This window comes from Ferrimonas sp. YFM, from assembly GCF_030296015.1.
Taxonomy (GTDB): Bacteria; Pseudomonadota; Gammaproteobacteria; order Enterobacterales; family Shewanellaceae; genus Ferrimonas.
Genome location: NZ_AP027368.1, coordinates 3,548,922 through 3,571,245, shown reverse-complemented (window position 1 = coordinate 3,571,245; position 22,324 = coordinate 3,548,922). Strand labels below are relative to the sequence as shown.

Sequence of the window (22,324 nt, the reverse complement as noted above, 5' to 3'; positions counted from 1 at the left end):
TGCGAACCAGTGAGTCCCTCAGAAGTGTGATTACCATTTTGATCATCATACTGCTCCTCTGTCAGGGTGAATATTCTGATTGGTTGAGTTAGGCGGTCTGCTGCTCGGACAGTTTGATCCATGGGATAGAACCGGCGGTTTGCTGCTCGGACAGTTTGATCCATGGGATGGAGCCTGCCACCTGCTGCTCGGACAGCTTGATCCATGGGATAGAACCGGCCACCTGCTGCTCGGACAGTTTGATCCATGGGATGGAGCCTGCCACCTGCTGCTCAGACAGTTTGATCCATGGGATAGAACCGGCGGTCTGCTGCTCGGAGAGCTTGATCCATGGGATGGAGCCGGCTACCTGCTGCTCGGACAGTTTGATCCATGGGATGGAACCTGCTACTTGCTGCTCGGACAGTTTGATCCATGGGATGGAGCCTGCTACCTGCTGCTCGGACAGTTTGATCCATGGAATAGAACCGGCGGTCTGCTGCTCGGACAGTTTGATCCATGGGATGGAGCCTGCTACCTGCTGCTCGGACAGCTTGATCCATGGAATAGAACCGGCGGTCTGCTGTTCGGAGAGCTTGATCCATGGGATGGAGCCAGCCACCTGCTGCTCGGAGAGCTTAATCCATGGGATGGAACCGGCGGTCTGCTGTTCGGACAGCTTGATCCATGGGATGGAGCCTGCTACCTGCTGCTCGGACAGTTTGATCCAAGGAATAGAACCGGCGGTCTGCTGCTCGGAGAGCTTAATCCATGGGATGGAGCCGGCGGTCTGCTGCTCGGAGAGCTTAATCCATGGGATGGAGCCGGCGGTCTGCTGCTCGGAGCGCTTGATCCATGGGATAGAACCGGCGGTCTGCTGCTCGAAAAGCTTAATCCATGGGATAGAACCGGCGGTCTGCTGTTCGGAGAGTTTGATCCAAGGGATGGAGCCGGCGGTCTGCTGCTCGGAGAGCTTAATCCATGGGATAGAGCCGGCAGTTTGCTGCTCGGACAGTTTGATCCAAGGGATGGAGCCGGCGGTCTGCTGCTCGGAGAGCTTGATCCAAGGGATAGAGCCGGCAGTTTGCTGCTCGGACAGTTTGATCCAAGGGATGGAGCCGGCGGTCTGCTGCTCGGACAGTTTGATCCATGGGATGGAGCCAGCGGTTTGTTTTTCAGCAAGCTTAATCCATGGAATAGAGCCAGCAATTTGAGGACTGGCCTGGGCACCATTTTCGGCATGGCTTACGAAGGCAGAAGAAGAGAAAGCGGTGGCGGAAGCGATGGCGATTACCAGAGTTTTCATTGCTGTTTTCATGGCGTTTGTCCTTGCCGAAAATAAAAATTAGTCGGCAAGGACTCAGCAATGGGCGTGCCAAAGTTGAAATGGTGGTAACTTTTCTAGATCACGCCATTAACTTTTCTTTCTCATTTTTAAGTCTTTGTTCTATATCCATTTTTTTGAGGGGCTTGCTGAAATGATAGCCTTGAATCAATTCGCATTTAAGAGCTTTCAAAACAGTAAGTTGCGATAGATTTTCTATCCCTTCGGCGACCACTTGCAGATTCATGTTGTGAGCGATGGTGACAATGGAGTCCACCATCTTCATATCCTTATCTGAGACGGCAATATCATCGATGAAGGACTTATCTATCTTGAGCGTGTGGATGGGGAACTTCTTCAGATAAGATAATGAAGAATATCCGGTTCCGAAATCATCCAGGGCCAGGTGAATACGCATCTGGTTCAGCTCGCGCATAATAGAGATCGCTTCGTCCGGTCTCTCAATGACGGTTCCCTCGGTGATCTCCAGCTCCAGGCATTCTGGTGGCAGTCCCGTCTCTTCCAGGATGTTTTCCAGGCGCTGGCACAGTTCTTTGGAGGCGAACTGCTGGCTGGAGATATTGACCGCCATGCGGCCCTTAAGCAGTCCCTGTTGGCGCCATTGCTGTGCGGTTTCACAGGCCTTTTTCAGAACCCAGGTGTCAATTTCGGCAATCAGGCCGGTCTCTTCCGCCAGGGAGATGAACTTATCGGGATAGAGCAGTCCCTGGGTAGGGTGGTTAAGCCGAACCAGCGCTTCCATACCAAAGATGGACTCATTGGCCAGGGCCATCTTGGGTTGGTAGTGCAACTCAAACCAGTTCTCCTTCAGTGCCTGGCGAATCATTGCTTCAACTTCAAAGCGCCGCACTGCATCCTGATTCATAAAGTCGTTGAAGAACTGGAAGCACTGTCCCCCCTGGCTTTTGGCATGGTACATGGCCAGGTCGGCTTTTCTCAGCAAAGCGTGGGGATCTGAGTCATCTTCCGGGTAGCTGACAATGCCGATACTGGCCTTGACGACGATCTCCTCCTCCTCAATCAGGAAGGGTTGTTCGAAGGTTTCCAGGATGCGGGTCGCAATCTTAGTGGCATTTTTAATGGAGGAGTCATTGTCAGCGATGACCGCGAACTCATCCCCGCCCAACCGATAGAGCTCGCACTCGTTGGTCAGCTGAGAGTTGAGTCGATTGGCTACGTGGCAAAGAAGGCTGTCACCAACATCGTGCCCAAGAGTCTCATTGATACGTTTAAAGTTATCCAGATCAAACACAAAGAGGCAGTGGGCATTTTCCCGCTTGATCCTGGCATCCAGGCTAATCTGCAAGTAGGTGCGATTGGGCAGGCCGGTCAGAACATCGTTGTTGGTCAGGCGCCTGAGCTCTGTTTCGTTTTGCTTCCTGTGAGTGATGTCCGTCAGAATGCCAACAAAGTAACTGGGCTGATTGTCTTCTGCTTTGATCAGGTCAATGACCACATCGAGGTGGATGTGGCGACCGTCGGGCCTAAGGTGTTCCAGCTCTGAGGCCCAGTTGCCCTGAATTTTCACGATGTTGGAGATCTCCTGGAAGTAGCTCGCATCCAGCTCTCCCAGTTCCAGAGGACTGCCTGTCAGGTCACGGCGCTCGTGACCCAGAATCTTGCAGGCGCTGTCGTTTAGCTCCAGATAGCGGAAGTTGGCATCGAGGATGAACATCCCCTCTGAGATGTTGGTCAGTGCCCGGGCAAAGATGGTCAGCCTCTCCTCGGCTTCCTTGAGCTTGCTGATGTCTTTAATGGTTCCCGTCATACGGGTGGGTTTATCCTCTCCGTCCCGCTCAACGATTTTGGCCCGGTCAAGGATCCACACCCAGTTGTGCTGCTTGTCTCTGACCCTGTAGGTGGCTTCGAAGTGATCAAGCTTGCCGTTAAAGTGCGCATCCAGAGCCTTCTTGACCCTGTCTCTGTCATTGGGGTGGATGTTGCCATTGTCTGTTGGGGTGCTGCGTTGGCCATCCTGCGGGAAATCCAGGGTACCCCAGATGTTGGAGCGATAGATTCGTCCAGAGCGGATGTCCCAGTCCCACATCTCGTCACCGCTGCCCCACAAAGAGAGCTTGAGGCGCTCTTCACTCTGAGCAATGCGCAGCTGCACCATGCGTCGCTGCTGGATGGAGCGCAATGCCAGATAGATCATGGCCAGAATGAGTAGGGCGTACAGACCCTTGGCAACGTTGGACAGCCACCATGGTGGCAGAATTACTACCTCCAGGCTGCGCACCGGGCTCTCATGACCCAGCTCATCTGAGCTCTTTACCTCAAAGGTATACTTGCCATAGGGCACATTGGTGTAGGTGGCCACCCTGGCGTTGCCGTTGGCTTCCAGCCAGTGATCATCCAACCCCTGAAGCCGATAGAAGTACTGGAGGTCGTGGTCCAACGCTTCTCTGGGAGACGAGAACGCAAAGGAGAAGGGGTAGTCACTGTATTTTAGATTTACAGAAGTTGCGTAAGGAATTGCCTGCTCTAAATTAGGTCCAATATGGACGTCTTTATTAAAAATCCTAAAAGATGTCAATACTGGAGAAATTCTTGACTCTCGGTATTTATTGAAGTCAGAAACAAGGTTGATGCCTTCGCTTCCGCCAAAAATTATGTTGTCTTCATATTTTCCTGACGCCATTCCATTGAAGTCATTTAGGGATCCCTGTTTGGTCCCAAAAACTTTTAGAATTTCGCCACTGTTCTTTTCTAGCACAACCAAGCCGCCAGAGGTTGCACTGATAATCCTGTCTTCAGTAACTTCAAATGAATAAGCAATGTGGTTGTTGAGATTGCTGATCTGTTTGATGTCTCCGTTACTAAATATCTGAAAAATGCCACTATCTAGAGCTTGTGCGAGAATCTTGCCTTCCGAGTGTTTTACGCCAGATACAATTTTTCCTTTAAGGAACTCACCATTTCTTATAAGAGTCTCATCAAGTTTTGTCAGTTGTATTGCACCGCTTTGGGTGCCAATAAATAGCGCTTGCTTTGTCGCCAGGCCATTTAGTATGGGCATATTGATTCTTCTGTCAACAGGGGCCTTATTAATCTGAGGTTCACCATTGATATCTTTTAAAACCATTAGTCCGTGTTCTACGGTCCCCAAGTATACTGTTCCTGAGTATGGGTCAGGGATAATAGCACTGAAGGTGGCTGGATGATGCAGAGCTGTTTGGCTAAGATCTTCGCTGATGACCAATACTTTGTTTTTACCACTGATCAGTAACTTATCGCCATATGTGCTGATTCCTTTCGGACCGGATAATCCTGTATCTATACTCTTTGCTAAAGAAAAAGAATGGTCATATAGATTGAGAATGGGGTCATCTTCCACAAGCACTAAGAAGTTGCCAAATTGTTGAGCGCCCCAAATATCGGTTAGATCTAAACTGGAGAGTTTTTCAACAACTTTTTCTTTGCTGCTTTTTCTGAATATTCCATTGCCATTGGTTCCAAAGAGCAAGTTATTGTCACTGTCAAAATAAATTGAAGTGATTGGTTTTGTGTTGCTACTATTGGAGTAGTACCTGCCTTTTGAGTCTGTTTTATTCAGGTCGAAGGAGAAGATGCCACTTTGAGAGGCTGCATATACACTATTGTCATGCCTATTGTATTTCAGTTTTTGAAACGGTTGGTTTTCCGGTACTGGAACTTCTATTGAGTTGTTCTGGCTGAGTACCTGTATACTGTCTTTACCAAGAAGAAATAAGTTCTCGTTGGATTTGTCAATGTCTGAATATGACCCTTGAGAAGGAAGGGTTAATGATGTTTCCGCATTGATTAGCGAGCCGTTGTACAATAAGGCAATGCCACCTTCCTGGTAGGGGATAAATTTAACGGCATTTATTCCATCTACAATTTTATCCAACGTCATGTTGGCAATATTTAACTTGAATATTCCCACGTTGGTCGCGATCCAAACGGCCTCTCCCTCTTGATAAAGGCTATTTATTTTCACGCCTTCAGGAGTCTGCATAGTTTGAAATTTTTGACTCGGAATATGGTAAAGGTCCAGAGCTGACTGAGTTGAAATAACCAGGCTATCCGAGCTTTCCAGATAGATCAGGTCCAGGATGGTGTTCGAACTCAGGCTGTTGCTGTTCTCAGGTTGGTGACGGATCGTCTTGAACTCATGACCATCGAATCGATTGAGGCCTTCTAAGGTTCCCACCCACAGCATGCCGGCTTTATCCTGAGCCATAGAGGTAATAATTGACTGGCTCAAGCCCTGCGCAGTAGAGAGGTGCTGGAAATTAGTTTCGGGCTGCAGTGAGTCGGCTCTCGTTGGGAGCGACAAAAGTAACAAAGAGAGGCCCAGAGCAATAACTGATTTTAAAGTCATGTCTGTATTTATTATGTATTTATCTTATCTAAGAGCAGTGTATCGAACCTAGCATGACCCAATCTGAATGAACAGGGGGCATCTGTAAGCAAGGGTTTTAAGGCCTTCTCCATGGCCATGACCTCCGTGCGCATCTGTTGTTAAATAGAAAAGCGACCGGTTTCCGATTTAAATCGATTCAGATCTTCAATATTGCTGGATCCCTCTATCACCGACTGGCCCTGATGCTGGTTTCCGCAACTGAAAAGGATCAGCCGGTCGGGCACTTTGGCCTTCATACGGTTGACGATGAAGCGGATCATGTCGGCTCGCTCCAGGGTATCTATTTCTTCAGCTATCCTCTGACGCAATCCAAAGTCGTTGTCGTGGTTGCCGATGCTGGTCCACAGCCTCTGTGCCCTGGCGTTGATATTGGCGTCTGGCTCCAAAATCTGACGTATCAAACCTTGCTTGGTTGCCTGCCATTGGTCATGGGTAATTTGCATCAGGGCGTAGCTGAAGTCGGCGATAAACTGATCGATGGCTTCGATGAGTTGCAACGGGCTGGCCACAGGACTCTGGATGTAGAACATCAGTCCTGGATAGTGATTGAGTGGCACATAGCTGGTACCCACCATATAACCCAACTGCTGCTTGGTTCTGAGCTCGTGAAAGAAGTTGGAACTCATGGCATGGTTCAGCAGGCTGAACATGGCCGCTTTTTCGGGGGTGTGCTGTCGGGACTGGTAGTAAACCAGGATGGCACTGTCCTGATGCTCAGCGGGTAACTCCCGCAAGATGGTGCCCCGCGACTCGATGCTCACCAACTCGCGCACCACGTCGGGACCGGGTGAACTGAATTTAATCAGCTGATTGTGCAGATCTTCAGCCAGAGAGTCCGCTTCGGCGCGCAGCCAGTCCCCATAGACAAAGGCCTCAATGCTGATCTGGCTATAGATATTGCTGATGTGCTCATGGAGCTCCTCCAGAGTGGCAGTTTCCAGCCCGGCCGCCAGGCGCAGGGGCTCGAAACTGCGGTGCTGAAGGGTGGCGGTCAGGCTGTTAAACAACTTGGAGATGGGGCGGGCGTTCCTCACCGCGTGCCAGTTGCGCATCAACCGTGCCTTGGTGTCGTTAAATCGCCTCGGCAGGAAATTGGGTTTTCTGATCTGGGTCAGCAGCAGGCCGAGCAGCTCCTGCTGTTTGCCGGTGAACCCTGTGAGGTGCAGAGTCAGCCCCCCTTGATGGGGATAGATGTTGTAACTGAGTCCGGCAATCTCTGCGGCATAGGTACGTTCGCTGAGGTCATCGAGCAGCATGGCGATGTAGAGGCGCGTCAACGCCGCAGCCCGTGTGGTTCGGTGGGCCTCCTCACTGTCCAGAGCGATGAACAGGTGCCCCTTGGGGACGTTGAACTCGCTGTCCTTGAAGTGCCATAGCCGGAACCCCTTTTTCTCAAACACAACTTGAGGAACGGAGGAGTCGGGCTCTTCATGTCGAGCCTGAATCTCTTTGACGATGTAGGGGTTTGGCCCGGGAAGGCTGAGTTCTTCGGACTTAGGCACTGCGGCCCAGCTGGCGCGCCGCTCACTGGTGATGGGGTGGACTGAGTAAGGGGTGCTGTACCACTTGGCAAGTCGATCGGTTTCAAGCTCAGGGAGCACCAGTTGCAGTCTCAGCCTGCCAGGATGCATCACTCCCAAAAGATCCCTGGCCAGCTGGGTGTCCAGCCTGTCCATGCGGTAATCGCCATAGATGATGTCATGCTCTGGGTAGTGATGCATATTGATGGCGAGGTGACTGGCCAGATCTATGGGCTTGCTGGCTTCCTGATAGCGAAAGGCCAGATCCAGCAGGGTCTTGCGTTCGTCGTAACGCCAAGATTCAAGGCACTGCTCCTTGACCATCTCGATGTACTGAAACATCAGTCCCAGTATGGTGTCCTGTTCGTTGCTTCCCTTTTCGGTTAACTGGAAGCTGATATTGAAATCTTTGAAGTTATAGCCATTTATGCCTCCCCCGGCGGACAGGTTGGTGGCCAGTCCTCGGCGCTTCAGCAGGGAGAGCAGGCTTCCGCGCCCCTCATAGCCCAGCATATGGGCCAGGAAGGTGAGGGGCTTGAGGTGATACCACTGGTCTACACCGGGCAGAGGGAAGGTGGCGGTGAGGCGCCTTTGGGCCTTGAGGGGGGTGGCCCTGACCTCGATATTCAGCTGTTCATCGGTATAGAGTTCAATGTTCGGATATTGCTTGGTGATGTTGCGGTTTTCCACCAGGGAAAAACGCTCACGGGCCCAGGCTTCCTGCAGTTCCAGCGGGGCCAGGCTGACCATCACCAGGGTCATGAGATTGGCGGAATAATGGTGCCGATAGAACTCCAGTAACTCTTCCCGGACCGGTCGGCCATCTCTGTCCTCCAGGGTCTGCAGATTGCCTACGGAGAACTTGGCGAAAGGGTGGGCAGGATTGACGGTCTGCTTGTGAACCTGATAGAGGCGCCTGACATCATCCCTGAGCTTCATCTTGAATTCGGAGTCCACAGATTGACGCTCTTTGTCCGCCAGATGGGCGTCAAACAGGGGTGCGGTGAAAAACTGGCTGAATCTGTCCAGCCCCTCTTCATAGCTGTCGTGGTTGATGTCGAAGAAGTAGCAGGTGAACTCCGGGCCAGTCCAGGCGTTGTGGCTGCCGCCATGCCTGCTGATGAAGCGTTGGTAATCCCCCGGAGTGGGGTACTTTTCTGTGCCCAGGAACAACATATGTTCGAGGAAATGCGCCATTCCCTCCCGATCGTCCGGATCATCGAAGTGGCCGACGTTGACTGCCATGGCTGCGGCAGACTTATTGGCAGCCGGGTCCTGAATAAGGAGGACTCTTAGGCCATTGTCTAGGGTAAGCTGAGCGTATTTCTTGTTATCGTTAGGGCTGACGATCAGTTCTGGCATTGATGTTGAGTCCTATGGGCCTACCGCAGTGCTTTAAGTATTGCGCCGGAGACAACAAGGGCAATGCGCATGCTGGTTCTATTAGTGATAAGCCTAGTTAAAGCTGACTGCGAACGTGGCATTTTTGTTAGCTTATACCCTTTATTGAGGGAAAACCAAAATGAATCACTTTGTTATGGGTAGGTTTTTTGGATGAGTGGGCGCTTTTTGCCCAGGGTGAGAGTTAGAGTTAACAATGGTGCGGGCTTTCTATAGAATGCCCCTCTTGACCTGTCATGAGAATCGGGACTGAGAACGCCGGTCACAGTAGGCAGGAGCCACGATTCCGCATGGAAGATGAGTGATTTTTGGGGTGAGTATGCAGCTATATCTGATGCGTCACGGCGAAGCGGGGTTTGATGCCTCGGTAGACAGTCAGAGAACCCTGACAGACCTCGGTCAGAGGGAGGTCATGCATATGGGAGCCAAGCTGGCCCAAGAACTGGCCCTGTGCGATCTGGTGCTGGTGAGCCCTTATGTACGAGCCCAGCAGAGCTGGATTTGTCTGCAGTCGGTCTTGCCCGATGGTGTGCAGGTGCAAACCCTAGACGAACTGGTGCCCAATGCCGATCCCGCTCTCAGTCACGATGTGATTGCGGCCTATGCCGAGGCCCATGGCGCTGAGAGGGTGCTGGCGGTGGCGCATATGCCGCTTCTGGCCTACCTGGTCCGGGAGTTTGTTCCGGGCATTGAACCCCCCTTGTTTGCCACCGCCGCGGTGGCGTCGGTGCGAAGCGCGCCCGATGCCGAACTGGAGTGGCTCAAATCACCGTCGATGCCAGTGCTCCTCTGACTGGCCGATATCCACCAGCACTAAAAGCGAACCGTCTCCGCCCCATTCCAGAGGGGCCTGGTGATAGGCGATGACGTCCGGATGCTGCGCCAGCCAGGCGGGCACCTGCTGTTTGAGCACCCCACCACCTATGCCATGCATGATGCAGGCGCAGTCGATGTGCTGCTTCTTACACTCCTCGATAAGGGCGATGAGCTCAAATCTGGCCTCCTGGGCGCGATACCCGTGGAGGTCCAGCATCAATTCCGGCGGGTAATCGCCTCGGCGCAGCTTTTTTAATTCGAAGGGATCGGCCCCCTGGCGGACGAACCGGGTTGGTCCGCTGTCCGGCATGGCAGGTTGGTACTCGTCAGAGAAGAAGGTGTCTGCCATCTGACGCTGCTGTTTCTCCTCAACCACCACCCTGGACTTGGCGGTTTTCCTGTGGTGATGCTTATCCTGGCTGAGGGGTTTGATTCCCTGCATCAATTCGGAAAACAGCTGGTCGTCTTTCTCCTGGCTCATAATGTCTCCGCTCAACACGCCCTAGGAACAAAGGATGCAATCGTAATCCGTCATGGGGCGGGTTACAATGTGCCGGTTTCCTCAAGTTTAGGGTTTTCCTGGTGGATAAGATTTTTATCGACGAAGCAGTGACTGAACTGCAGACCATTGAAGATATGCTGCGCTGGTCCGTCAGCCGCTTCAACGACGCTGGCATCTATTATGGCCATGGCACCGACAACCCCTGGGATGAGGCGGTGGCCCTGGTGCTGCACTGCCTGCATCTGCCCCTGGAGCTGGGCAATGAGGTGCGCCGTGCCCGGCTCACAAGCAGTGAAAAGCACAAGATCGCCGAGATGGTGATCCGTCGCGTCCGGGACCGCACCCCGGTGCCCTACCTGACCAACAGCGCCTGGTTTGCCGGCCTGGAGTTCTTCTGTGACGAACGGGTGCTGGTACCACGTTCGCCCATCGCCGAGCTGATTGACAAGGGTTTCACTCCCTGGATGTACAACAAGCCTGTGCACCGTGTCCTGGATATGTGCACCGGTTCCGGCTGCATTGCCATTGCATGTGCCTACGCCTTCCCTGAGGCCGAGGTGGATGCGGTAGACATCAGCACCGACGCATTGGACGTGGCTCAAATCAACATTGAGCGTCATGGGATGCTGCACAGCGTATTCCCAATCCAGTCGGATTGCTTCGATGCCTTGCCAGGTCAGAAGTATGATCTTATTGTGTCCAATCCCCCTTATGTCGACGCCGATGATATGGCTGACTTGCCTGAGGAGTTTCATCACGAACCCGAGCTGGGTCTGGCATCGGGCAACGATGGACTGGATCTGACTCGCCGTATCCTGCGGGAAGCCGCGGATCACCTGAACGACAACGGTGTCCTGGTGGTGGAAGTGGGTAACTCCTGGGTCGCCCTGGCAGAGCAGCTGTCAGAGGTGCCCTTTACCTGGCTTGAGTTTGAAAACGGCGGCGACGGGGTGTTTGTGCTCACTCGAGAGCAGTTGGTGGAGCATCAAGACAGCTTCAAGTAGTCATCAATAGATAAGGGAGTGCCGCTGGGGAATGGCTGGTAATACGATAGGTAAACTTTTCACTGTGACCACCTGGGGTGAGAGTCACGGTCTTTCTCTGGGCGCCATTGTGGATGGCTGTCCCCCCGGCATTGAGTTGAGCGAGGCGGATCTGCAACATGATCTGGACCGCCGTCGACCCGGAAGTTCCCGATACACCACGGCGCGACGGGAGGCCGATGAGGTCTCCATCCAGTCCGGAGTGTTTGAGGGCAAGACCACGGGCACCCCCATCGGATTGCTGATTCAGAACACGGATCAGCGCTCCAAAGACTACTCGGATATAGCCAAGACATTCCGCCCCGGCCATGCGGATTACACCTATCACCACAAGTATGGCATTCGCGATTACCGCGGCGGAGGCCGCAGCTCCGCCCGGGAGACCGCCATGCGGGTGGCGGCCGGTGCCATTGCCAAGAAATATCTGGCTCAGGTCCACGGCATTGAGATTCGTGGTTACCTGTCCCAACTGGGCCCGGTCAAGGCGGAGCGGGTGGACCTGTCCCAGGTGGAGCAAAACCCCTTCTTCTTCCCCGATGAGTCCAAGCTGGATGCCCTGGATCAGTTTATGCGGGATCTGAAGAAGAGCGGTGATTCCATCGGCGCCAAGGTGACTGTTGTGGCCAACGGTGTGCCCGTTGGACTGGGTGAGCCCATCTTCGATCGCCTGGATGCGGATCTGGCCCACAGCCTGATGAGCATCAATGCGGTGAAGGCGGTGGCCATGGGTGACGGCTTCGATGTGGTTGAGCAGCGGGGCAGCGAGCACAGGGATGAGCTGACTCCACAAGGCTTTACCTCTAACCACGCCGGTGGTGTATTGGGCGGCATCAGCAGCGGTCAGCCAGTGGTGGCTCACCTTGCGCTGAAACCCACCTCATCCATCATGGTGCCGGGCAAGAGCATCGATCTCGACGGCAACCCCACTGAGATGGTGACCCGTGGCCGTCATGACCCTTGCGTGGGGATTCGTGCCGTGCCCATCGCCGAAGCGATGATGGCGATCACCCTGATGGATCATCTGCTGCGTCATCGTGCCCAGAATGCCGATGTGTCCGTTTCCACCCCCACCCTGACCATGACAACCAAATGACCACTGGATTCTGGCAGCCACAGCGTCAGCTGTTGGCTGCCAACTACCTGTTTTATTTCGCCATTCAGGGACTGACTGTCCCCTTTATGGGGATCTACCTCGACCTTCGCGGATTCCACGCTCCTGAGATTGGCACCCTGATGGCGGTGCAGATGGCCACCGCCATGATCTCTCCTTATCTGTGGGCCTCCCTGGCGGACGCCACCGGTCGCCGGGCTTTGGTTGCCAAGTGCGGCCTGGCGCTGGCCCTGATGGGGTTTTCCGGGCTGTTTCTGGCCCAGGATTTCTGGTCCACCGCTGCGGCCCTGGTGGCCTTCAGCTTCAGCTGGAGCGGCATACTGGCTCAGCTGGAGGTACTGACCCTCTCCTCCTTGAAACCCCGCACCGAGCTGTACAGCAAGGTGCGCAGCTGGGGCAGTGTGGGCTACCTGGCAATGGTGATCGCCGCCGGCTGGGCATTTGACCAGTGGGATGCCGGGCTGTTGCCCTGGATTGGGTTGGCCGTTCTGGCCACCATGTTCTGGTTCACTTTGGCACTGAACAATGGCACCCCTGAAACCGCAGAGGTATCCAAAGGTAACTGGCATGGGGTTCACTGGCCCAAGGTCCTGCTTTACTTGCTGTTCGCGTTCAGCCTCAACGCCAGCCATGGCGCCTATTATGGTTTTTACGTGCTGTATCTGCAGACCCTGGGAATCGGCGAGTCTGTGGCCGGTCTGTTGGTTGCCTCTGGCGTTCTGGCCGAAGTAGCCCTGTTTGCCCTGATGCCCCGGTTGCTCAGACGGGTCTCCCTGGACAGATTGATGATTGCCTGCGCCCTGCTGGCCCTGCTGAGGTGGTTCATGACCTCTCAGATGACAACGCCTCTGGGGCAGTTGCCGGCCCAGCTTCTTCATGCTGCCAGTTTTGCCCTGGCTCACGCCTGCGCCATGCAGTTTATCCATCATGAGTTTCACCCGGGGATTCAGGGGCGGGTTCAGGCGCTCTATGGCAGCCTGGCCTTCAGCGGTGGTGGTGCCCTGGGCATCTACCTCAGTGGCCACCTTTGGGCGCAGCAACCGGAGCGAGTCTGGCAACTGGCCATGGCTCTGGCCCTGGTCTCTTTGTTGGCGGCCGGCCTGTCTCGGGTGTACAGGTATAACCTAAGGGTTGCTGAGTCCGCGCCCCTGGAGAGCGCCGATACCGAATCTGCAGCCAGTTAGGGTCAGCATGAATCAAAGCCGTTTCTGGCAGCCACAACGGCAGTTGCTGGCGGCAAACTACCTGTTCTATTTTGCCATGCAGGCACTGACCGTGCCTTTTATGGCGGTGTTTCTGCAGCTGCGGGGATTCTCCGCCCCAGAGATTGGTACCCTGATGGCGGCGCAGATGGCCATGGCCATGGTTTCCCCCTATCTTTGGGCGACACTGGCGGATCGCCCCGGTCAGCGGGCATTGATGACCAAGCTGGGTGTGGTGTTGTCGATGCTGGGGTTTGCCGGTTTGTTGCTGGCCCAAGGGTTCTGGTGGACCGCGGCCGCCCTGCTGCTGTTTGGCTTCAGCTGGAGCAGCATCTTGTCTCAGCTTGAGGTGCTGACGCTGACGGCGCTCAACCCCAGAGTCGAGCTATACAGTAGGATTCGTACCTGGGGCAGCCTTGGCTTTTTGGTGATGGTTGCCCTGGCAGGCTGGTTGTTTGAGCATTGGAGTGTCGCCCTGATGCCCTGGATGGGGTGTGGCGTGTTGATGCTGATGCTGCTTGTCGCCTTGCCACTGAAAAGCCCAGACGACCCCCATCAGTCCTCTGTGCCAGGAAGCTGGGGTGCAGTCCACTGGCCCAGAGTCGCCCTGTTCATGCTGTTTGCTTTCTGCCTTAATGCCAGTCACGGTCCCTTCTACGGCTTCTATGTGCTCTACCTGCAATCCTTGGGAATCAATGAAACCCTGGCCGGGGTATTGGTGGCCTCTGGAGTGGTGGCTGAGGTCGGGTTGTTTGCCCTGACTCCCAGGTTGCTGCGTCGGGTGCCGCTCGACTGGCTGATGATCGCCTGTGGTATGCTGGCGCTGCTGCGTTGGCTGCTTACCGCAGAGATGGACTCCCCCTGGGGACAACTGCCAGCCAACCTGCTGCATGCTGCCAGTTTCTCCCTGGCCCATGTCTGCGCCATGCAGTTTATCCATCATGAGTTCAGCGCGGGCGTTCAGGGCCGGGTTCAGGCGCTGTACCGCAGTTTGTCCTTCAGCGGCGGCGGGGCATTGGGCATCTACATCAGTGGCCATCTGTGGCAGAGTCACCCTGAGCAGATCTGGTGGCTGGCCATGGGACTGGCGTTGACCGCGTTGCTGGCTGCCTTGATCTCCAAGGCGCTGCACTACAACAACAGGATGATGCATTGAGGTGACAGGGAAAGAGAACAACCGTCTGATTCAGTTGTTTAATCAGGGACTGGGCAAAAGGTATAACACCCGGATTATCGATCAGGGCAATGAGCCTCTCTATCTGCCTGCGGATCAACACTGCCCTTGTCACCGCATCTATTTTGCCCACGGTTTTTATGCCAGTGCCCTTCATGAATTGGCGCACTGGACTCTGGCCGGAGAGGCTCGCCGCCAGCTGCTGGATTACGGCTACTGGTATCACCCGGATGGACGCAGCGAAGCGCAGCAGCTGGCGTTTGAGACGGTGGAAATCAAACCTCAGGCCATCGAATGGGCATTTCATCTGGCTGCGGGCCGCCGCTTCAATGTCAGCGTGGACAATCTCGGGGGCGCGGAAGTGGACCGTTGTGGATTTCAGGCCAGAGTGAGAGAGCAAGCCCTTGTCTACCTGCAGCAGAGCTTTCCCCCGCGGGCCCAGGCTCTGATTTATGACCTTGGCAGAGAGTACGGCACCGCCCCCCTGGCGGCGGAGCAGTTCAGCCTCTAAGGCTGCCGGTTCAACATTGGTTGAGCATGAACGCCAGCAATCGAGGCGTTGGATTGCAGGTCCAATGGTTCTGCGTCAAAATCGAACAATCGCAGAGTCGTGCTGGCCGGGAGGGCCACACAGGGCGCGGCGAGTCATCAGAGTTCATAGCTATCTTGCGTCAACATCAGGCACTGAGAACCCAGAACCAGTGTTGGCCAAAAAACATCGGAAAAGATCAACAAACCTAAAGGCAAGGATGAACAGAAAATTCAGACTGGGGGTGATCATCAACCCGCTGGCGGGTCTGGGGGGCAGTGTTGCCCTCAAGGGCAGCGACGGAATGGCGGAACAGGCACTGGCCCTGGGCGCCGAGCCCAAGGCGCACCTGAGAATGGCCACCGCCCTGGAGCAGATTGAGTCACTCAGGGACAAGGTGGAGATCCTGACCGCCTCAGGAGCCATGGGGCAGGCGCTGCTGGAGAGCCTGGGCTATCACCCTGACGTGGTGCACAGATGCAGCGAGACATCGAAGGATGCCGACACCAAACTCACGGCTCAGGCGCTGATGGACAGAGGGGTCGACCTGATCCTGTTTGCCGGAGGCGATGGCACCGCCAGGGACATCTGTGCTCAGGTGCACGACCGTCAGCCTGTGCTGGGCGTACCGGCAGGAGTGAAAATCCACTCCGGAGTCTATGGCATTACCCCCAAGGCCAGTGGTGAGGTGGTGGCCAAGATGATCCGCGGCGAGCTGCTCTCCACGGTGCTTGCGGAGGTGAGGGACATCGACGAGGCGGCGTTCCGCCTGGGCAAGGTCCGGGCCCGCCACTATGGCGAGATGCGCATTCCCCAGGCGCTGCACTATGTGCAGGCGGTTAAGATGGGGGGCGTCGAGGTGGAAGCCCTGGTGCTGGATGACATCAGTGCCGAGTTTCAGGAGCGGCTGGATGATCAGTGGCAGTACATCATGGGCTCAGGCTCTACCGTGGCCGCGGTGATGGAACAGCTGGGGCTGAAGAACACCCTGCTTGGGGTCGACCTGATTAATGAAGATCAGGTGTTGGGGCAGGATATGACTGCAGATCAGCTTCTTCGACAGGTTCAAGGGCGGCCGACCAAGCTGGTGGTGACCCTGATCGGCGGCCAGGGTCATCTGTTTGGCCGGGGTAACCAGCAGCTGAGCCCTCAGCTGATTCGCGCCGTAGGCCGGGAGAATATCCTGGTGCTGGCCACCAAAGCCAAGCTCGAAGCGCTTGAGGGAAGGCCGATGATCGCCGATACTGGCGACCCGGAGCTGGATGCCCAGCTGGCCGGTTGGTACCCCGTTATCACCGGTTATCACGATGAAGTGTTGTACCCATTAGCGTAGGAAGGGTGGATGTTAGACCAAATTGAACTGCTGGCGAACCAGTGGATGACCGAGATGGTGGAGCAGGGCAGTGACGATCAGGTGTTTGCCAGTGGCTACCTTCAGGGACACCTGGCTCTGAGCCTGAGCACTCTGGAAGAGAGTCAGCAGGGGCTGCTTGAGGCTCTGGCTCAGGATATGGGCAGTCGCCTTGATGACGCCAGCAGCGAACTGGCCCCGGAAGACTTGGCTCTGGTGCGCAACGCCTGGCTGCAATTGCTGGAGCGACTGGCCGAGAACTAGGCACTGTCGTGCGCCGAAACAGAAGAGGCTCCCCAGGGAGCCTCTTCTGTTTCTGTCTGAAAGCCGATTGGCTGTGGGCTATTGTGCGACTGGCGGGTGCCCCTTATTGATGCGCCTTTGCCAGAAGCGGCCCGGCCGCAGACGCTGCAACTGCTGCTTGGACAGAGGCAGGGGTTCTCCGCAGATCAGTGACACCACGGATTCGGCCATCAGGGCACCGCTGCACAATCCCCGGGATCCCAGTCCGGACACCAGGTGCACGCCGGGCTGTTCAGGCAGAGGCCGGTGACGCCAAGCCTGGGGTTCTGACGCGACTCGGTCCCAGTCGGGCAGGGGCCCCATCAGGGGGAAGTGGTCCCGTACTGAGCCACGAATGGCGGCGCGACCGCTGTCATCCAGCTGCAGCTGAGACAGCCAGTCGCTGCCGCCGAAGCTGTTGCTCATGCGAGCGGCAATCTCCTCGACGTCGTCATGGTGCCACTGAGTATCCCGGCTGTTCTTGACGAAGCTGGCCCCGCTGGTCAGTCGGCCGTCCAGGGCGGGCACCAGATAGCCATCGGCACAGAGCACCGTCTTCAGCTTGGACAGGGTATCAGTGGCCACAGGGGCACTGATCTGGCCGCGGACCGGCTGCAGGGGTAAAGGGGCCGTTTGGGGCAGATCGGCACTGGCGTGGCCCATGCAGATCACCAGGTGCGGGTGGCGGGCGAGGGGTTCGCCAAAATCAAGCTGCCACTCCCCGGCTTCACGGTTTAGGCTGAGCAACTGGCGATCCCAGTGGCAGGTCAGCAGCCCGGTTTCCCGGGCCTGCTCAAACAGGGCGGGGATCAGCTGCTCCGGCGCCAGCCACCCACCATAGGGGAAGTACAGCCCACCCCGGTCCAGGGGCAGATCGGCGATGTGGCTGGCCTGCTGTTGGTCCACCAGGTGCACCAGCTCGGAGGGGAAGGTGGCTTTGCCGATGCGGTTGAGCTTGTCGGCATCCTTGTCATTCTGGCTCAGCTGCAGCACGCCGCACCAGTCATGGTCGATGCTGTGGCCAGCCTCCACCAGTCGGTTCAGGCGCTGGCGGGCGAGCAGGAACCCTTGTTGGTAGATGGCGCTGAGGCCATCCTCGGCCAGGTTCATCAGGGGATAGAGGGCGCCCTGGCGGTTGCCTGAGGCGCCATCGGCGGGTTGGGCTCCCTGGCTGTAGAGGGTCACCTTGATGCCCCGCTGCACCAGGCTGAGTGCGGTTTGGGCAGCGGCCACACCGGCGCCGATAACCGCCACCTCCTGTGGCGTGCTTGCCTCCGGTTTCTCTATATTGAAGTGGCCAAAGATCATCTCACGTTTGATGCCATACCCCTGATCCTTGACTACGCTGAAGCCATGCTTCTCCAGGCCCCTGCGCACGTGGCCGGCGGCGGTAAAGGTGGCGTAGCTCGCCCCCTTGCGGCTGAGCCTGGCCATCTGCTGGTAGAGCTGTTCCTGCCACATTTTGGGGTTGCGGCTGGGGGTAAAACCATCGAGGAACCAGACGTCCATTACGCCCTCGGCCGGTGCGTGCATCTGCTCCAGGCACTCGTTGACGTCGCCCAGCCACAGATCCACCACCACCTGGCCCTGGTCAAACTCCATGCGGTGGCAACCCGGCAGCGGCATGGGGTAGGCGGCTTTCAGCTGGCGGCTCTGCTCGGCAAACTCCGGCCAGTAACGGTGCGCTTTGGCCAGATCCGCCCCGGTGACCGGGTACTTCTCCATGGTGACAAAGTGCAGCCGCTTGCAGGGGGCGTCCGGGTGGTTCTGGCGAAACTGACGAAAGCTGTGCCACAGCACCATCAGATTCAGGCCGGTGCCGAAACCGGTTTCAGCCACGACCAAGGTGTCATGGGGGTGCTCTGTAAATCGCTCCGGAAACCCGTTATGTTGCATAAATACATATCGGGTCTCGTCGATGCCGTCGACGGTGGAGAAGTAAACATCATCAAATTCGATGGAGACCGGGGTGTCGGAGTCGCGCCAATCCAGTTTGGCGTGGCTGATGGAATTCACTGGGGTACTCACTGTTGCAGTTTGAGACGCCATTCTAACCCCCAGGGGGGAAAGCCGACCAGTTCAGCTTGTAAAACAGGCTAAGATGACGGCGGTTTAAAGATCTTCATACACAGGATACAACGATGAAGCGAGTTGTAATTACCGGACTGGGCATCGTTTCCAGTATTGGCAACAACGCCGAGGAAGTGAAAGCTTCCCTTAAGGCTGGTAAGAGTGGCCTGAGCTACTCAGAACAATTTGAGGAACTGGGCCTGCGTAGCCGCGTTTGGGGCGATCTGAAGATCGACACCTCCGAGCACGTTGACCGCAAGACCCTGCGCTTTATGGGTGACGCTGCTGCCTACGCCTACATCGCCATGAAGGAAGCCATCGACGACGCTGGCCTCGAAGAGGATCAGGTGAGCAACCTGCGCACCGGCATCATCGCCGGCTGTGGCGGTGCCTCCTCCCTGAACCAGGTGCAGGCTGCCGATACGCTGCGCAGCAAGGGCGTTCGCCGTGTGGGTCCTTATCTGGTGCCGCGCATCATGTCTTCCACCGCTTCCGCCTGCCTGGCCACTCCCTTCAAGATTAAGGGTGTGAACTACTCCATCAGCTCCGCCTGTGCCACCAGTGCGCACTGCATCGGTAACGCGGTTGAGCAGATTCAGCTGGGCAAGCAGGACATCGTGTTTGCCGGTGGCTCCGAAGAGCTGCACTGGACCCTGGCCATGGGCTTCGACGGCATGGGCGCCCTGTCCACCAAGTACAATGAAGACCCCACCAAGGCGTCCCGTACCTACGACGCTGACCGTGATGGTTTTGTTATCTCCGGCGGTGGCGGCATGGTTGTGGTTGAGGAGCTGGAGCACGCTCTGGCCCGTGGTGCCAAGATCTACGGCGAAATCGTCGGCTATGGTGCCAACTCTGACGGCTACGACATGGTTGCCCCCAGTGGCGAAGGCGCCGTGCGCTGCATGAAGATGGCGCTGGAGCAGGCCGGTGACGATGTGTCCATCGATTACATCAACACCCATGGTACTTCCACGCCAGTGGGTGACACCAAGGAGCTGGGCGCCATCCAGGAAGTGTTTGGCAGTAACAGCCCGGCCATCAGTGCCACCAAGGCGATGACCGGTCACGCCCTGGGCGCCGCAGGGGTTCACGAGGCGATCTACAGCCTGCTGATGATGGACAATGACTTCATTGCGCCTTCCATCAACATCGATAACCTGGATCCCGAAGCCGAGGGTCTGGACATCGTGGCCGAGACCCGCGAGCAACCTGTGAACACCTTCATGAGCAACAGCTTCGGCTTCGGTGGTACCAACGCCACCCTGATTGTGCGCAAGTACAAGGGTTAATCCCCGTTAGCTGCCAAAAGCCTCAACGAAGCCGGGATACTGAATCCCGGCTTCGCTTTTGATACACTCCCCCTCCTGTATTCCCCACTCCCCTCCCTGACCGATGATTATCGTTGCAGATGAGAATATGCCGGCACTGGATGCCATGTTTGGCGGCCATGCCGAGATCCGTGTGTACCCCGGGCGTGATATTGGTACTGAGCAGGTGCGCGATGCCGATATCCTGCTGGTGCGAAGTGTGACCCAGGTGGATGAGAGCCTTATCTCTGCCGCGCCGAGGTTACAATTTGTTGGTACCGCCACCATAGGCTATGACCATATCGATACCCAGGCCCTGGAGGCACGGGGGATCCCCTGGAGTAATGCGCCGGGCTGTAACGCTCAGGCGGTCGGTGAGTATGTACTCACTGCGCTGCTCACCCTGGCCGAACGGTTGGGCGTCAGCCTGGCCGGTCGCACCCTGGGGGTCATTGGCGCCGGCAATACCGGCAGCGCCACCGCAGAGCGGGCCCAGGCACTGGGGATGACGGTGCTGCTTAATGATCCCCCTCTGCAGCGCCAGGGGGATGCCCGAAGCTTCGTTGACCTGGACACCCTGCTGACCCGGTCGGACGTCGTCTGCTGCCATGTGCCGCTGAACCGGGACGGAGACGATTGCACCTATCATCTGATTGATGAGGGCCGGCTGGCGATGCTCAAGCCAGATGCCTGGCTGGTGAACGCCTGCCGTGGCGAGGTGGTGGACAATAAGGCATTGGTCGACCACAAGCGTGCCTGTCCCGATTGCCGGCTGATTCTGGATGTGTGGGAGGGCGAGCCCAACCCCATGGCAGAGCTGGTGGCGTTGGCGGACATCGCCACCCCCCACATCGCCGGATACAGTGTCGAGGCAAAACTTCGGGGGAACTGGATACTGCTGAACACGCTGGCGCAGACCCTGGGAATCCACCAGGTTCCGCCGCTAAGCACTTATGTGCCGCCATCCAGCATCAGCTCGGTAGGTTTGGCTGAACTGGGCAGCCAGGGCGACATGGCCAGGCTGGCTCGGCTGGTGTACGACATCGATGCCCAAGACAGGCGGTTTCGGGACTGGTTCAGTCAGCCGGGTGGTTTTGACCGCCAGCGTAAGGCGCACCTTGAGCGCCGTGAATTTATGTCACTGACCATAGAGGGACCTGCACAGCAGGCCGGCCTCTGGTCACAACTCGGATTTAACACAAGAGAGAACCCTCATGGCACAGGCCTTTAATGTTGCGATTCTGGGCGCCACCGGCGCCGTTGGTGAAACCCTGATTCAGATCCTGGAGGAGCGGAACTTTCCTGTAGGACAGCTGTTTCCTCTGGCCAGCACCAACAGTGCCGGCAAGAGCGTCAGTTTCAAGGGCGAAGAGCTGACCGTCGAGGACGTGGAGAAGTTTGACTGGAGCCAGGTTGAGCTGGCGTTTTTCTCCGCCGGCGGCGAAGTGTCCGCGCGCTGGGCTGACGTGGCGGCCGATGAGGGCTGTGTGGTGATCGATAACACCTCCCACTTCCGCAACGACCCGGACGTGCCTCTGGTGGTGCCGGAGATCAACCCTCATGCCCTGGAGGAGTTCCGTAACCGCAATATCATTGCCAACCCCAACTGTTCCACCATCCAGATGCTGGTGGCGCTGAACCCCATCCATCAGCAGTACGGCATTGAGCGCATCAATGTGACCACCTACCAGTCGGTGTCCGGTGCCGGGCGCCGTGCCATTGAGGAGCTGGCCAAGCAGTGTGCCCAACTGCTTAACGGTCTGCCGGCGAACAGTGAGGTGTTTGACAACCAGATCGCCTTTAACTGCCTGCCCAAGATCGACGCCTTCATGGACAATGGCTACACCAAGGAGGAGATGAAGATGCTGTGGGAAACCCAGAAGATCCTCGGCGATGCCTCGGTGATGGTTAATGCCACCGCCGTTCGGGTCCCGGTCTTCCACGGTCATGGTGAAGCGATTCACCTGGAGACCCGTCAGCCCACCTCGGTGGAGGAGGTGAAAGCGCTGCTGAATCAGGCTCCGGGTGTGACTCTGATGGAAGAGGATATCGACTACCCCACCCAGGTGGGCAATGCCACCGGCCAGGATGAGGTGTTTGTCGGCCGGGTGCGTCAGGATCTGAGCCACCCCTGTGGCCTGAACCTGTGGGTGGTGGCGGACAACATCCGCAAAGGGGCTGCCCTGAATGCGGTGCAGATTGCCGAAGTTCTGGTCCGCGACTACCTCTGATGAGCAAAGTGTGAAGCCCGCGCCCGGCGCGGCTTCACAACAACTGTCGTCCTGGAATCAGATAAGATATA

At 56.5% G+C, this 22,324-nt stretch carries 16 protein-coding genes; 11 read left to right on the top strand and 5 right to left on the bottom strand.

Going from position 1 to position 22,324, the window contains the following annotated elements; translation table 11 throughout:
* Positions 1-88 precede the first annotated feature (88 nt).
* From QUE41_RS16485 to QUE41_RS16475, 3 genes are all read right to left on the bottom strand, one after another.
* Positions 89-1,285: a hypothetical protein gene (locus tag QUE41_RS16485; protein ID WP_286340084.1), complete on the bottom strand. Its 1,197-nt coding sequence runs from the start codon at positions 1,283-1,285 to the stop codon at positions 89-91.
* Between the two features lie 100 nt (positions 1,286-1,385).
* Positions 1,386-5,669 carry an EAL domain-containing protein gene (locus QUE41_RS16480; protein WP_286340083.1) on the bottom strand — a complete coding sequence of 1,428 codons (4,284 nt, stop codon included), beginning with the start codon at positions 5,667-5,669 and terminating at the stop codon, positions 1,386-1,388.
* A gap of 140 nt (positions 5,670-5,809) precedes the next feature.
* Positions 5,810-8,593, bottom strand: coding sequence for an insulinase family protein (locus QUE41_RS16475; protein WP_286340082.1), 2,784 nt, complete (start codon positions 8,591-8,593; stop codon positions 5,810-5,812).
* Positions 8,594-8,951: 358 nt separating this feature from the next.
* Between QUE41_RS16475 and sixA the strand changes: the two genes are divergently transcribed.
* Complete coding sequence (sixA, locus tag QUE41_RS16470) at positions 8,952-9,425, top strand: phosphohistidine phosphatase SixA (protein ID WP_286340081.1); 474 nt, start codon at positions 8,952-8,954, stop codon at positions 9,423-9,425.
* Here the strand turns inward: sixA and smrB are convergent.
* Positions 9,399-9,929, bottom strand: coding sequence for an endonuclease SmrB (gene smrB / locus QUE41_RS16465; protein ID WP_286340080.1), 531 nt, complete (start codon positions 9,927-9,929; stop codon positions 9,399-9,401). The two genes, sixA and smrB, sit on opposite strands and share 27 nt — an antisense overlap.
* Positions 9,930-10,030: 101 nt before the next feature.
* Here smrB and prmB point away from each other — a divergent pair, with 101 nt between their 5' ends.
* From prmB to QUE41_RS16430, 7 genes are all read left to right on the top strand, one after another.
* Positions 10,031-10,954 carry a 50S ribosomal protein L3 N(5)-glutamine methyltransferase gene (gene prmB / locus QUE41_RS16460; RefSeq protein ID WP_286340079.1) on the top strand — a complete coding sequence of 308 codons (924 nt, stop codon included), beginning with the start codon at positions 10,031-10,033 and terminating at the stop codon, positions 10,952-10,954.
* A gap of 31 nt (positions 10,955-10,985) precedes the next feature.
* Positions 10,986-12,086 (top strand): chorismate synthase, encoded by a 1,101-nt coding sequence (gene aroC, locus QUE41_RS16455; protein WP_286340078.1) that lies wholly within the window; start codon positions 10,986-10,988, stop codon positions 12,084-12,086.
* A complete protein-coding gene (locus QUE41_RS16450; RefSeq protein ID WP_286340077.1) occupies positions 12,083-13,288 on the top strand; it encodes an MFS transporter in 1,206 nt (401 codons plus the stop codon). Before aroC ends, QUE41_RS16450 begins: the two co-directional genes overlap by 4 nt.
* Before the next feature lie 7 nt (positions 13,289-13,295).
* Positions 13,296-14,462: an MFS transporter gene (locus QUE41_RS16445; protein ID WP_286340076.1), complete on the top strand. Its 1,167-nt coding sequence runs from the start codon at positions 13,296-13,298 to the stop codon at positions 14,460-14,462.
* A gap of 1 nt (position 14,463) precedes the next feature.
* Positions 14,464-14,991, top strand: a complete 528-nt coding sequence (locus tag QUE41_RS16440) for an elongation factor P hydroxylase (protein WP_353506855.1) — start codon at positions 14,464-14,466, stop codon at positions 14,989-14,991.
* Positions 14,992-15,229: 238 nt separating this feature from the next.
* Positions 15,230-16,342 (top strand): ATP-NAD kinase family protein, encoded by a 1,113-nt coding sequence (locus tag QUE41_RS16435; RefSeq protein ID WP_286340075.1) that lies wholly within the window; start codon positions 15,230-15,232, stop codon positions 16,340-16,342.
* A gap of 9 nt (positions 16,343-16,351) precedes the next feature.
* The gene (locus QUE41_RS16430) at positions 16,352-16,624 is read left to right on the top strand and encodes a YfcL family protein (RefSeq protein WP_286340074.1); all 273 of its coding nucleotides are present in this window, start codon (positions 16,352-16,354) and stop codon (positions 16,622-16,624) included.
* A 78-nt stretch (positions 16,625-16,702) separates the two neighbouring features.
* Here the strand turns inward: QUE41_RS16430 and mnmC are convergent, their stop codons facing one another.
* Complete coding sequence (gene mnmC / locus QUE41_RS16425; RefSeq protein ID WP_286340073.1) at positions 16,703-18,658, bottom strand: bifunctional tRNA (5-methylaminomethyl-2-thiouridine)(34)-methyltransferase MnmC2/FAD-dependent 5-carboxymethylaminomethyl-2-thiouridine(34) oxidoreductase MnmC1; 1,956 nt, start codon at positions 18,656-18,658, stop codon at positions 16,703-16,705.
* 125 nt (positions 18,659-18,783) lie between these two features.
* Here mnmC and fabB point away from each other — a divergent pair, with 125 nt between their 5' ends.
* From fabB to QUE41_RS16410, 3 genes are all read left to right on the top strand, one after another.
* Entirely contained in the window at positions 18,784-20,004 is a 1,221-nt protein-coding gene (fabB, locus tag QUE41_RS16420) for a beta-ketoacyl-ACP synthase I (RefSeq protein WP_286340072.1), read from the top strand.
* A 103-nt stretch (positions 20,005-20,107) separates the two neighbouring features.
* Positions 20,108-21,253, top strand: coding sequence for a 4-phosphoerythronate dehydrogenase (locus QUE41_RS16415; RefSeq protein ID WP_502875906.1), 1,146 nt, complete (start codon positions 20,108-20,110; stop codon positions 21,251-21,253).
* On the top strand, positions 21,237-22,253 hold the full coding sequence (locus QUE41_RS16410) for an aspartate-semialdehyde dehydrogenase (protein WP_286340070.1): 1,017 nt from the start codon (positions 21,237-21,239) through the stop codon (positions 22,251-22,253). The genes QUE41_RS16415 and QUE41_RS16410 overlap by 17 nt, the downstream gene beginning before the upstream one ends.
* The last annotated feature ends 71 nt before the right edge of the window (positions 22,254-22,324 follow it).

Excerpts from the sequence above, each read along its gene's own strand:
- sixA (WP_286340081.1), top strand. The coding sequence starts at position 8,952 with ATGCAGCTATATCTGATGCGTCACGGCGAAGCGGGGTTTGATGCCTCG.
- aroC (WP_286340078.1), top strand. The coding sequence starts at position 10,986 with ATGGCTGGTAATACGATAGGTAAACTTTTCACTGTGACCACCTGGGGT.
- smrB (WP_286340080.1), bottom strand. The coding sequence starts at position 9,929 with ATGAGCCAGGAGAAAGACGACCAGCTGTTTTCCGAATTGATGCAGGGA.
- QUE41_RS16435 (WP_286340075.1), top strand. The coding sequence starts at position 15,230 with ATGAACAGAAAATTCAGACTGGGGGTGATCATCAACCCGCTGGCGGGT.
- QUE41_RS16415 (WP_502875906.1), top strand. The coding sequence starts at position 20,108 with ATGATTATCGTTGCAGATGAGAATATGCCGGCACTGGATGCCATGTTT.
- fabB (WP_286340072.1), top strand. The coding sequence starts at position 18,784 with ATGAAGCGAGTTGTAATTACCGGACTGGGCATCGTTTCCAGTATTGGC.
- QUE41_RS16485 (WP_286340084.1), bottom strand. The coding sequence starts at position 1,285 with ATGAAAACTCTGGTAATCGCCATCGCTTCCGCCACCGCTTTCTCTTCT.
- QUE41_RS16430 (WP_286340074.1), top strand. The coding sequence starts at position 16,352 with ATGTTAGACCAAATTGAACTGCTGGCGAACCAGTGGATGACCGAGATG.
- QUE41_RS16445 (WP_286340076.1), top strand. The coding sequence starts at position 13,296 with ATGAATCAAAGCCGTTTCTGGCAGCCACAACGGCAGTTGCTGGCGGCA.
- QUE41_RS16475 (WP_286340082.1), bottom strand. The coding sequence starts at position 8,593 with ATGCCAGAACTGATCGTCAGCCCTAACGATAACAAGAAATACGCTCAG.
- QUE41_RS16480 (WP_286340083.1), bottom strand. The coding sequence starts at position 5,669 with ATGACTTTAAAATCAGTTATTGCTCTGGGCCTCTCTTTGTTACTTTTG.
- QUE41_RS16450 (WP_286340077.1), top strand. The coding sequence starts at position 12,083 with ATGACCACTGGATTCTGGCAGCCACAGCGTCAGCTGTTGGCTGCCAAC.
- QUE41_RS16410 (WP_286340070.1), top strand. The coding sequence starts at position 21,237 with ATGGCACAGGCCTTTAATGTTGCGATTCTGGGCGCCACCGGCGCCGTT.